An 11,643-nucleotide genomic window follows, 5' to 3' on the forward strand; every position below is an offset into this window, starting at 1 on the left:
GCCGCCGAGTTATTCCGCTTGTGCCGAGTTGACCCATTGGAACGGGTCAGCTCGGCACAAACGGCGACACTCGGCGAGGTCCGACCGGCCGGGCGGCCACGGCGCTACACGCCGACGGATGCCGCCACCGGCTGCGCGATGCGGCCGAGGCGTGCGAGCTGGGTGACGTGGCCCGGCTCGAGCTCCTCCAGGCTGTTCACGCCGAGCAGTCGCATGGTGCGGGAGACCTGCTCGGAGAGGATCTGGACGGCCCGGTCGACGCCGGCCTCGCCGCCGGCCATCAGGCCGTAGAGGTAGGCGCGGCCGACCAGGGTGAAGCGGGCACCGAGGGCGACGGACGCGACGATGTCGGCGCCGCTCATGATGCCCGTGTCCAGATGCACCTCGTATTCGCTGCCGACCTCGCGCACGACGTTCGGCAGCAGGTGGAACGGGATCGGGGCGCGGTCGAGCTGGCGCCCGCCGTGGTTGGAGAGGATGATGCCGTCCACGCCGAGGTCGGCGAGCGTGCGCGCATCCGCCAGGCTCTGTACGCCCTTGACGACGATCTTGCCGGGCCACTGCGCCTTGATCCAGGCCAGGTCCTCGAAGGTGACGGTGGGGTCGAACATGGTGTCGAGCAGGTCGGCGACTGTGCCGCTCCAGCGGTCGAGGCTGGCGAAGGCGAGCGGTTCGGTGGTGAGGAAGTTGATCCACCATTCCGGCCGCGGCAGTGCGTTGATGACCGTTCCGGCGGTCAGGGCCGGCGGGATCGAGAAACCGTTGCGCTTGTCGCGCAGGCGCGCGCCCGCCACGGGCACGTCCACAGTCACCAGCAGGGTGTCGTAGCCGGCCTTCGCGGCCCGGTCCACGAGCGCCATCGAGCGGTCGCGGTCCTTCCACATGTAGAGCTGGAACCAGTTGCGCCCGTGGGGGTTCGCGGCCTTGACGTCCTCGATCGACGTGGTGCCCATGGTCGACAGGGAGAAGGGGATGCCGGCCCGGGCCGCGACGTGGGCGCCCGCGATCTCACCCTCGGTCTGCATCATCCGGGTGAACCCGGTCGGGGCGATTCCGAAGGGCTGGGCCACGGGGGCGCCGAGCACGTCCCAGCCCGTCGACACGGCCGACACGTCCCGCAGGATCGACGGGTTGAACTCGATGTCCTCGAAGGCCTGGCGGGCACGGCCCAGCGACAGCTCGGCCTCGGCGGCGCCGTCGGTGTAGTCGAACGCGGCCTTGGGGGTGCGCTTCTTGGCGATGTCGCGCAGGTCGTAGATGGTGAGCGCGCCCTCGAGGCGGCGCCTCTTCGCGTTCAGCTCGGGGGTCTTGAAGTGCATCAGCGGGGCAAGGTCTTTGATCTTCGGGATGCGTCGTTGAACCATGGTCGAAGGGTCCTTTCTATCGGGCCACCGGGTGCCCGTTGGCATCCGTGTGGTCGTTGGCGAAGAGGTCGGGCAGGTGGTTGGCAAGGTGGGTTTCGGCGTAGTAACCCGCGATATGGGACTGCACGAGGCTGCGGGCGGCCGGGGGATCGCCGGCCTCGATCGCGCCGAGGATCGCGCGGTGTTCGGTGCGGAGCCGGGCGGAGGTGTCGGGCCAGGAAGCGAGGCTGGTCGCGCCCGCCCGCACATAGCCCTCGATGGCACTGCGCAGCCCCGCCATCGTGGCGGTCACGACCTGGTTGCCCGATGCGGTGGCCAGGGCCAGGTGGAACGCGGCGTCGAGGGCCAGGAATTCCCCCTCGGTCAGCGCGGGAGACTCCATGGCGTAGAGCAGCAGCTCGGGCGTCGTCAGGTCGGGGTGCAGGGAGGCGTTGGCGTCCATGGTGGAACTGGCCTGGGCGGATGCCTCCGCCAGCTCGGTCACGACCGAGGCCTCGAGCACCAGCCGGGTCTTGACCACGTCAGCGACGGGGAACCCCTGCGCCGCCACCTGCAGACGCATCAGCGCCGACATGCCGCCGCCGGGCAGGGCCACGATGATCGCACCCGCCGTGGGCCCCGACCCGGCGGACGTGCGAAGCAGCCCGAGCACTTCGAGCACCCGGATGGCCTCGCGCACGCTGGACCGTCCGACGCCCAGCTCGGCGGCGAGGGCCCGCTCGGGCGGAAGATGGTCACCCGGGCGTAGTCGCCCACTGAGGAGATCCAGCTCGATGCTCTGCAACACGACTTCCCAGGCACGGCGTTCAATGCTCACGGGCTCCTCCTCGACGTTGGGGTGGCATGCGGTGTGCCCGACGGGGGACCACGCGTCGGGCGGTGTGGTCTGACCACACGCTACACGACGCGCCCGGTGCGCACCAGCGCCCGGGGCGCATCCGTCACCGGGTGTACGCCGCCGGCACCTTCAGGCCGCGCTCCTCGAGGACCGTGCGGAGGCGGTCGGGGTAGTCGGTGATGATGCCGTCCACTCCCTCCTCCATCAGGCTGGTCAAGTTCGCGGTCTCGTTCGCCGTCCACGGGACGACCGGGAGGCCGATGCCGCCCAGGTTCGGGCTGGATCCGGGCTGCCCGACGCTCGGCCAGGAATCCCCGCTCGATCGGGCCCCCAGGGTCAGATCCGGGGCGATTTGCCGGGTGAGGTTCAGTGACGCCCAGTCGAAGCTCTGCAGGACTGACCGATCCGACTGCCGGGGGTGTTCGCCTGCTCAGGGAAGCCCGGCAACTGCTGGTAGCCGCAGTCCAGGGTGCGGATTTCGGCCAGGCTCAGGTCGCGCACCCGGTCGTCGGCATAGGGAAAGGCCGGGTCGCCGGGGAACGCGGGCGCGGCGTCGGCGCATTTGCTGGACGTCATCACGTCGTCGTGCCACACCACCACCTGGTTGTCACTGGACGAATGGGTGTCCAGCTCGAGTGTGCTCACACCCAACTCGAGAGACCCGGCGAAGGCGGTCAGTGATTCCTCGGTCCACTGGCCGCGGCCACCGCGGTGCGACTGCAGATCGAATGATCCATTGCGCTGGTTGGACCGAAGGGCGTTCACCGTGCCGGTCGTTTCGGAGCCGGACGGATCGGCGGTTGTGGCGGCCGGCGTGCCCGGATCGGAGGGAGCGGCCCGGGCCGGCGAGGCCCCGAACGTCCCGGTGACGGCCCCGGCGAGGATGGCGGCGGCGGCCGCCGAGATCAGGATTGTGCACATTGCGTGGTTCCCCTGGAGTTGCGTGAACCGGCGGCAGTCTGCCTCCGGTTCTCCACGCTGTAAACCGGACGTGGCCGGGGTGGAGAGGTCGTTCCGAGCGCTGACCGGGCCTGGTCACGGCGGCGGGCTCCGTGCGAACGCAGAGGATCTCAGATGAAGAGCAGCACGATGCCGAGCACGCCGGACGCGGCACCGATGCCGAGCAGGATCAGGCCGGTCAGGCGCAGTGCCCGGCCCTCGGCCTCCGGGGTGTGGGTGCGGCACCGGGAGGGGGTGCGGAGGCTGAACCAGACCGGCACGTCGTCGCCGGGCGCGAGCCCGTGCGTCTCGTGTGTGTTCGCCGGGCACTCGTGCACCTCGCCGTCACGGTCGAACCAGCGGATGACCGTTCCGGCCCGGGAGGACGCGATGACGCCATCCGTCAGTACCCAGCGACCCTTCACGCCGCGCGCGACGAGACCGGCCGCGAAGAGTGCCCCGCCGACGGCCAGGCCGACCAGGGTCAGCACCTCGCTGAGGAGGGAAATGAGCGAGTAGGCGTCCACGTGGCCCCTTCCCGGTCGTCGTAACGGTACGGGCAAAATCGTACCGCGCCACCGGACCGGATGCCGCGACCCGGCCGATGCCCCCAGGTCTGGGGGCACACGGTAAGGTCAAGCAATGAGCTCGGCTGTTGAACAATCCCCCACCCGCGACGACCGAAGCTTCCTCGGACAGCCTCGCGCCCTCGCCAACGTGTTCGGCGTCGAGATGTGGGAGCGGTTTTCGTTCTACGGGATGCAGGGCATCCTGCTGCTCTATTTGTACTACTCCGCGGCCGACGGCGGCCTCGGGATCCCGCAGGCCACCGCGGCAGGCATCGTGGGGGCCTACGGCGGCGGCGTCTACCTGTCGACCATCCTGGGAGCCTGGGTGGCCGACCGCCTGGTGGGCTCGGAGCGGGTGCTCTTCTTCAGCGCCATCGTGATCGCGGTGGGGCACGTGGCGCTCGCGCTCCTGCCGGGCCTCGGCGGCGTGGCGACCGGGCTCATCCTGATCGCGCTGGGCAGCGGCGGGCTCAAGGCCAACGCGACCAGCGTCGTGGGCGCGCTCTACGCCAAGGACGATCCTCGGCTCGACGCGGGCTTCTCGCTCTTCTACCTCGGCATCAACCTGGGTGCCTTCTTCGGGCCGGTCCTGACCGGCCTGCTGCAGACGACCCTCGGCTTCCACTACGGGTTCGGGCTCGCCGCCGTGGGAATGGCGATCGGCCTGGTGCAGTACTCCTTCGGCCGCAAGCGCCTGCCGGCCATCGTGCACGAGGTGCCGAACCCGCTGCCGGCGTCGCGCCACGCCGGCTACCTCTGGGCCGCGATCGTAACGATCGTCGTGATCGTGGTGCTGGTCCTGCTCGGCGTGATCACGGCATCCGGCCTGGTCACCATCGTTATCGCGCTGACCCTGATCGCCACGGTCTCCTACTTCGTGGTCATCCTGCGTAACCGTCAGATCACCGCCCTCGAGCGCAAGCGCGTCTACGCGTTCATGCCGCTGTTCGTGGCCAGTGCCGCGTTCTGGTCCCTCTCCCAGCAGCAGTTCACGGTGGTGACCATCTACGCCGACGAACGGCTCAACCGCGACGTGTTCGGCTGGGAGCTGCCGGTGTCGTGGGTGCAGTCGTTCAACCCGGTCTTCATCATCCTGCTCTCGGGTGCCTTCGCCGCGCTGTGGACGCGCTGGGGTTCGCGTCAGCCGTCCACCCCGGTCAAGTTCGCGTTCGGCACCGTGCTGATGGGTTCCGCGTTCCTGCTGTTCCTCCCGTTCGTCGACGGCGGCGCGAATTCGACGCCACTGATCGCGATGATCGCGATCCTGTTCGTGCTCACGGTGGCGGAGCTTCTGATCGGGCCGGTCGGCCTGGCCGTCACGACGCGGCTCGCCCCGGAACTCTTCAAGACCCAGATGGTCGCGCTGTTCTTCCTCTCGATCGCCCTGGGCACCGCGGTGTCCGGCTGGCTCGCCGAGTGGTACACATCGGTGTCGGAGACGGTCTACTTCAGCGTGATCGGCGGGGTCGCGATCGTGCTCGGGCTGTTGCTCGCACTGATCGCCCGACCGATCCTGCGGCTGATGAACGGCGTGCGCTGACCGGCATCCGTCAGCCGAGTGGGTGCCAAGCGATTCGTTGTGTTGCGCCCCACAGGTTCAGAGCTGGCTGCACCGCGCGGACTCTGTTCAGCAGGGGTGGGCGGTGTCCGGTGTTGAACCAATTCGACGGAGAATCTGAGCGAAACCTGCTTTTTCGGGCCTTATGGCAACGATTTGGGCAGAATCTCCGTCGAATTCGTTCGGGGAGAACTGCCGCCAGGCTCGTCAGGTCTCACTCCGCTAGCGCGTCGCCGTGGCCTCGACGATCGCGATTTCGCGGGTGGCGGTCTCGGCGGTGCGGCCGTCTCCGTCGTGGTGCACCCGCACTCGTGGGGTCACGCCCCGGCGGAACCGTACCCGCAGGCTGCGGTAGCGCACCATCCAGAAGAGCACCGCCCCGGCCGCGAGGAGGCCCGAGAGCGCGGCCACGCCGAGCGCCCAGCGCGGGCCGAACTGGTCGGCTACCCAGCCCACCAGGGGCGCCCCGAGTGGCGTGCCGCCGGCGAAGATCGCCATGTAGAGCGCCATCACCCGGCCGCGCATGGCCGGCCGCGTCGTGGTCTGCACGTAGGCGTTCGCGGTGGTCATCAGGGTCAGCGAGGACAGGCCGACGAAGGTCAGGGAGATCGCGAAGGTCAGGTAGTTGGGCATCACCGCGGCCACAGCGCAGGACAGGCCGAACGCGAAGGATCCGACGATGACCAGACGCAGCCGCGGCCGGCCGCGACGGGCGGCCATCAGCGCGCCCGCGACGGAGCCGATGGCCATGATCGAACTGAGCAGCCCGAACTCGCTGGCACCCATGCCGAACTCGACCGTGGCCATCGTCGCCGTGAAGATCGCGAAGTTGAAGCCGAAGGTGCCCACCAGGAAGACGGTGATCAACACGACGATGATGTCTGGCCGGCGGGACACGTACCGGAAGCCAGCCATCAGCTGTCCCCGCTCGCGGGAGGCCCGCGGCTGCGGCCTCAGCTGAACGGTGCGCAGAAGAGTCATCGCGAGCACCGTCGCCGCGAACGTCGCCGAGTTGATCATGAAGACCCAGCCGGCGCCGACGGCGACCGTGAGCAGCCCCGCGGCGGCCGGCCCGATCAGCCGGGCGCCGTTGAACGATGCGGAGTTGAGGGCCACGGCGTTCGGGAGGTCGTTGTCGGAGACCAGCTCCGACACGAAGGTCTGGCGAGCGGGGGCGTCGATCGCCGCGACGATCCCGAGGCCCAGGGCGAAGAGGTAGACGTGCCACAGCTCCGCGACGCCGGTGACGGTGATCACACCGAGGCCGAGGGCGAGCAGGCCCATCAGGGTCTGCGTCAGGATGAGCAGTCTGCGCCGGTTGAACCGGTCCGCGATGAGGCCGGACCAGGGCATCAGCACGAGCTGGGGCCCGAATTGCAAAGCCATCACGATGCCCACCGCGGTGGCGTTGTAATCGGTCAGTTCGGTCAGCACGATCCAGTCCTGGGCCGTGCGCTGCATCCAGGTTCCGATGTTCGACACGAGGGCCCCCGCGAACCAGATTCGATAGTTCGGGATGCTCAGGGAGCGGAACATGTTGTTCAACTGTTGGCGAGTTCCTTCATGATGTCGACGGCCTCGGTGAGGATCCGGTGCTGGTCGGGGCTGAGCGTGACGATGCGCTGGGCGAGCCAGGCATCCCGGCGTTTGCGCGTCTCCCGCATCAGGGTGCGCCCCTGGTCGGTCACCGTGAGCACCACCTTGCGGCCGTCGTCGGCAGAGCCGGCCCGGTTCACGAGGCCAGCCTCGACCAGCGCGTTGACCGTGCGGTTCATCGACGGCGGCGTGACCCGCTCGCGTTCGCTGAGCTCGCGGAGGGTGAACGGGCCATGGAAAAACAGGGTGCCGAGTGCCGAGAACTGGCTCGAGCTGAGCTCATTGTCGGCCTTCTCCTGCCGCAGGCGGCGGGCCAGCCGGCCGTTGGCCAGCCGGAAATCGTGACTCAGCTCGGCTACCGTCGCACGTCGACCAGGGGAGACCTCCGGCACAAGCACGTGAGATGTCGGTGAAGATTCCATAGCTACCCACCCTAACCACTTAGCCTCGCTAAGTATTCCCTGCTCGCAGCCTAGTTCAGGATCGACGGCAAAGAACCGGAATCCAGAGACGCGCGGGGCGAGTCCTGCCAGACTGGCCTCGTGCCTACCTACACGGATGACTTTGGCGTCTCGATCACGTATTTCACCTGGCCGGTCGATCGCCCGCGGGCCATCGTGCAGCTCGCTCACGGGGTCGGTGAGCATGCGCAGCGGTATGCGGAGCTCGCCACCCGACTGAACACGGCCGGCTACACGGTCTACGCCGACGATCACCGCGGCCACGGCCAGACCGGAGTGCACCAGTATGACGGCGACCTGTCCCGCCTCGGCCGCCTCGGCCCCGGCGGACTGCGCGCGGCAGTGGCCGGCGTACGCCAGCTGAGTGGGATCATCCGCGCCACTCACCCTGACCTGCCGCTCGTGCTGCTCGGCCACAGCTGGGGGTCCTTCATGGTGCAGATGATCGTCAACGCGCACGCCGCCGACTACGACGCGGTCGTGCTCAGCGGCACGGCCTACCGGATGCCCGGCTACCTGGACAGCGGCGACCTCAACCGCCGACACAAGCACCTCGGCGACACCGGGGTGGAGTGGCTCAGCCGCGATCCAGAGGTGGCCCGCGCTTTCATCGCCGACCCGCTCACGACCACGACCCCGCTGGCCAAGCTGTTCGGGCTGCGAGAGGCGGCGCGCCTCTTCGGCAGGCCGGGCCGCGACCTGCCGCCGGGCCTGCCGCTGCTCATCCTGGTCGGCGGTGACGACATCGTGGGCGGGGAGCGCAGCGCTCGCAGGCTGGTTCGGGCCTATTCCGGGCGGTCGGGACTTCGGGACATCCGGGTCATCACCTACCCCGGTGCCCGTCACGAGGTGTTCAACGAGACGAACCGTGAGGATGTCTTCGACGACCTGATCGGGTGGCTGGCCAAACGTTTTGCCGTGCGCGCCGATTAGGCTGGCGTCATGCACGGTGAATATAAAGTTCCAGGCGGCAAGCTCGTCGTCGTCGATCTCGATGTCGTCGACAACACGATCGTCGACTTCCGGCTGGCCGGTGATTTCTTCCTCGAACCCGATAGTGCGCTCGGCGACATCAACGCGGCCGTGAACGGCCTGTCCGCCGACAGCGACGCGGTCAGCATCGCCGCCGCAGTGCGCGCCGCGCTCCCGGCTCATGCCACGCTGCTCGGGTTCTCGCCCGAATCGGTGGCGGTGGCCATCCGTCGCTCCCTCGCCCAGGCCAGCGGCTGGCGCGACTACGAGTGGCAGCTGATCCACACCAAGGCTGTCGCTCCCGTCATGCAGATGGCGCTTGACGAGGTGCTCGCGATCGAGGTCGGCGAGGGGCGCCGCAACCCCACGCTGCGGATCTGGGAATGGACGGAGCCGGCCGTCGTCATCGGCAGCTTCCAGTCCCTGAAGAACGAGGTCGACCCGGTCCAGGCCGCCAAGCACGGCTTCACCGTCGTGCGCCGGATCAGCGGCGGCGGCGCCATGTTCATGGAAGCCGGCTCGGTCATCACCTACTCGATCTACGCACCGACCGACCTCGTTCAGGGCATGACGTTCGCTGACTCCTATGCATTCCTCGACGAGTGGGTGCTCACGGCGCTCAAATCCCTCGGCATCGACGCTTACTACCAGCCGCTGAACGACATCACGAGCCCCAAGGGCAAGATCGGCGGGGCCGCGCAGAAACGTCTCGGCAGCGGCGCCGTGCTGCACCACGTCACCATGAGCTACGACATGGACGGCGACAAGATGGTGCAGGTGCTCCGCATCGGCCGGGAGAAACTCAGCGACAAGGGCATCACGAGCGCCGCGAAGCGCGTCGACCCGCTGCGCAGCCAGACCGGCCTCAGCCGGGATGCGATCATCGACCGGATGAAGGCGACCTTCACCGGGCTCTATGGCGCCGTCGCCGGTGAGATCACCGAAGCGGAATATGCCAGGGCGACCGAGCTGGTAGAGACCAAGTTCGGCACCGAGGAGTGGATCGGGCGGGTTCCCTAGGCCACGGGGCCGTCAATACGCGGGCTACCGTCCGCGCGTGAGCAGGTCCTGGTACTCGGCGTGCAGGTCGATCCAGCGCACAACGTAGGGGCACACCGGCACGACCGTGAGCGTGGTGCGGGTGCGAACATCGTCGAGCGCCTGCTCGACGAGGATGCCCGCCAGCCCTTCGCCCCGGTGCGCCGGGTCCACCTCGACGTGGGTGAACAGCACATCCTGGCCGGCGACCTCGTAGTCGGCGAAGCCCACGGTGGTGCCGGCGAGCTCGAGCGTGTACCGGGCCAGGGCCGGTTCGTGGCGGAATACGACCGAGTCGGATTCCCCGGTCGTTTCCGGGGATGCTGCATCTGGTGTCATCCCCTCAGCGTAGGCTGCCTGACACAATGAAGGAATGCCGATCGCGTGGTCTCCCTCCTCCCCCAGCCGTGTCGTCCACGCGAACAACCTCGAGGTTCTGCCGCAGCTGCCCGACGCGGCCTTCACGCTGATCTACCTGGACCCGCCGTTCAACACGGGGCGCAAGCAGAACCGGCAGACCACGACGTCGGTGCGCGCACCGGCGAGCCCGGTATCCGTCGCCCTGGGTGCGGACGCCGCGGGCATCATCACTGGTTTCAAGGGCCAGCGGTACGAGCGGATCAAGGGTGACCTGCTCGGCTACGACGACCAGTTCGAGGACTATTGGGCCTTCCTCGAGCCGCGCCTGATCGAGGCCTGGCGCCTCCTGTCCGAGGACGGCACCCTCTACCTGCACCTCGATTACCGCGAGGCGCACTATGCCAAGGTGTTGCTCGACGCCCTCTTCGGCCGGGACTGCTTCCTGAACGAGCTGATCTGGGCCTACGATTACGGCGCGAAGTCGAAGAACCGCTGGCCGACCAAGCACGACACGATCCTGGTCTACGTGAAGAACCCGGCCCGGTACTACTTCGACTCGACCACGGTCGACCGCGAGCCCTACATGGCGCCCGGTCTGGTCACCCCCGAGAAGGTCGCGAAGGGCAAGCTGCCGACGGATGTCTGGTGGCACACGATCGTGTCGCCCACCGGCAAGGAAAAGACCGGTTATCCCACCCAGAAGCCCGTCGGCATCCTGCGCCGTATGATCCAGGCGTCCAGCCGCGAGGGGGACTGGGTGCTCGACTTCTTCGCCGGCAGCGGCACGACGGGCGCGGTTGCCGCGGCCCTCGGCCGCCGCTTCGTGCTGGTGGACCAGAACCCCGAGTCGATCCAGGTCATGCGCACGCGCTTCGCGCTGCTGCCCGCGGTGGAGTTCCTGCCCGGCGGATTCGAGCCGGCCGCGCCCGAGCCGGCCGCGCCCGAGCCGGCCGCGCCGGAGCCGGCCCAGCCGGCGCTGTTCGATTTCGGCGCCGACCGGCCCGGGGCAAGGCTGGGAGCATGAGACTTCGCATTTTCACCGAACCGCAGCAGGGTGCCTCCTACGACGACATCCTCGCCGTGGCCCAGGCCACGGAGACGCTCGGCTTCGACGCGTTCTTCCGCTCCGACCACTACCTCGCGATGGGAGACACGGCTCCCGTGCTGCCGGGGCCGACGGATGCCTGGACCACCCTGGCGGGCCTCGCCCGGGAGACCCGGCGCATCCGCCTGGGCACTTTGGTCTCGTCGGTGACCTACCGTCCGCCGGGGATCCTCGCGATCCAGGTGGCGCAGGTCGACCAGATGTCGGGCGGGCGGGTCGAGCTCGGCCTCGGCACCGGCTGGTTCGAGCAGGAACACCTGGCCTACGGCATCCCGTTCCCGGCCAGGCGGTTCGGCATGCTCGAGGAGCAGCTGGAGATCGTGACCGGGCTCTGGGAGACCCCGGTCGGCGACCGCTACAGCTTCGCCGGCGAGCATTACACGCTCGTCGACTCGCCCGCCCTGCCCAAGCCAGTGCAGGCCCGCATCCCGGTGATCGTGGGCGGTGGCGGCGCCAGGCGTACCCCGGCCCTGGCTGCCCGCTTCGCCACCGAGTTCAACCTGCCGTTCCCGGATTTCGCGGATGTCCCGGCCAAGTTCGCCGGCGTGCGCGCTGCATGCGCGGCCATCGGTCGCGATCCCCGTGAGCTGGTGTACTCGGCGGCGCTGATCGCCGTCGCGGGCGCGAACGAGGCAGACTTCATTCGCCGGGCCGCGGCCGTGGGCCGGGAACCGGCCGAGCTGCGGGCGCACGGCGTGGCCGGCACGGCGTCCGAGGTCGTGGACCGCCTCGGCGCCCTCGCCCACGACGGGGTCGAGTGCGTCTACCTGCAGATCATGGACCTGTCCGACCTCGGCCACTTGGACTTCATCGCCCGCGAGGTCATGCCTCAGCTGGCCTGAC

At 68.8% G+C, this 11,643-nt stretch carries 13 protein-coding genes; 5 read left to right on the forward strand and 8 right to left on the reverse strand.

Annotated features, from left to right (window positions below; genetic code table 11):
* Positions 1-104: 104 nt before the first annotated feature.
* From CXY82_RS05650 to CXY82_RS05665, 5 genes are all read right to left on the reverse strand, one after another.
* Positions 105-1,364, reverse strand: a complete 1,260-nt coding sequence (locus CXY82_RS05650; RefSeq protein ID WP_104170049.1) for an alpha-hydroxy acid oxidase — start codon at positions 1,362-1,364, stop codon at positions 105-107.
* Between the two features lie 16 nt (positions 1,365-1,380).
* Entirely contained in the window at positions 1,381-2,181 is an 801-nt protein-coding gene (locus CXY82_RS05655; protein ID WP_104170050.1) for a FadR/GntR family transcriptional regulator, read from the reverse strand.
* 124 nt (positions 2,182-2,305) lie between these two features.
* On the reverse strand, positions 2,306-2,419 hold the full coding sequence (locus CXY82_RS18530) for a hypothetical protein (protein WP_370443684.1): 114 nt from the start codon (positions 2,417-2,419) through the stop codon (positions 2,306-2,308).
* A 149-nt stretch (positions 2,420-2,568) separates the two neighbouring features.
* Positions 2,569-3,123, reverse strand: a complete 555-nt coding sequence (locus CXY82_RS05660) for a glycerophosphodiester phosphodiesterase family protein (protein ID WP_104170051.1) — start codon at positions 3,121-3,123, stop codon at positions 2,569-2,571.
* 149 nt (positions 3,124-3,272) lie between these two features.
* Positions 3,273-3,668, reverse strand: coding sequence for a sortase (locus tag CXY82_RS05665; RefSeq protein ID WP_104170052.1), 396 nt, complete (start codon positions 3,666-3,668; stop codon positions 3,273-3,275).
* A 115-nt stretch (positions 3,669-3,783) separates the two neighbouring features.
* On the opposite strand from CXY82_RS05665, the gene CXY82_RS05670 reads away from it, so the two are divergent.
* Positions 3,784-5,250: a peptide MFS transporter gene (locus CXY82_RS05670; protein WP_104170053.1), complete on the forward strand. Its 1,467-nt coding sequence runs from the start codon at positions 3,784-3,786 to the stop codon at positions 5,248-5,250.
* Between the two features lie 240 nt (positions 5,251-5,490).
* Here the strand turns inward: CXY82_RS05670 and CXY82_RS05675 are convergent, their stop codons facing one another.
* A complete protein-coding gene (locus CXY82_RS05675; protein WP_104170078.1) occupies positions 5,491-6,804 on the reverse strand; it encodes an MFS transporter in 1,314 nt (437 codons plus the stop codon).
* 5 nt (positions 6,805-6,809) lie between these two features.
* Entirely contained in the window at positions 6,810-7,286 is a 477-nt protein-coding gene (locus CXY82_RS05680; RefSeq protein ID WP_104170054.1) for a MarR family winged helix-turn-helix transcriptional regulator, read from the reverse strand.
* Positions 7,287-7,406: 120 nt separating this feature from the next.
* On the opposite strand from CXY82_RS05680, the gene CXY82_RS05685 reads away from it, so the two are divergent.
* Complete coding sequence (locus CXY82_RS05685) at positions 7,407-8,258, forward strand: alpha/beta fold hydrolase (RefSeq protein WP_104099911.1); 852 nt, start codon at positions 7,407-7,409, stop codon at positions 8,256-8,258.
* A gap of 9 nt (positions 8,259-8,267) precedes the next feature.
* Entirely contained in the window at positions 8,268-9,317 is a 1,050-nt protein-coding gene (locus CXY82_RS05690) for a biotin/lipoate A/B protein ligase family protein (protein WP_104170055.1), read from the forward strand.
* A 24-nt stretch (positions 9,318-9,341) separates the two neighbouring features.
* Here the strand turns inward: CXY82_RS05690 and CXY82_RS05695 are convergent, their stop codons facing one another.
* Positions 9,342-9,674, reverse strand: a complete 333-nt coding sequence (locus CXY82_RS05695) for a GNAT family N-acetyltransferase (RefSeq protein WP_104099909.1) — start codon at positions 9,672-9,674, stop codon at positions 9,342-9,344.
* 34 nt (positions 9,675-9,708) lie between these two features.
* Here CXY82_RS05695 and CXY82_RS05700 point away from each other — a divergent pair, with 34 nt between their 5' ends.
* Positions 9,709-10,719 carry a site-specific DNA-methyltransferase gene (locus CXY82_RS05700; protein ID WP_104170056.1) on the forward strand — a complete coding sequence of 337 codons (1,011 nt, stop codon included), beginning with the start codon at positions 9,709-9,711 and terminating at the stop codon, positions 10,717-10,719.
* Positions 10,716-11,642 carry an LLM class F420-dependent oxidoreductase gene (locus tag CXY82_RS05705; RefSeq protein WP_104170057.1) on the forward strand — a complete coding sequence of 309 codons (927 nt, stop codon included), beginning with the start codon at positions 10,716-10,718 and terminating at the stop codon, positions 11,640-11,642. The genes CXY82_RS05700 and CXY82_RS05705 overlap by 4 nt, the downstream gene beginning before the upstream one ends.
* Position 11,643 lies beyond the last annotated feature (1 nt).

Source organism: Cryobacterium sp. M23, from assembly GCF_002929655.1.
Lineage (GTDB): Bacteria > Actinomycetota > Actinomycetes > Actinomycetales > Microbacteriaceae > Cryobacterium > Cryobacterium sandaracinum.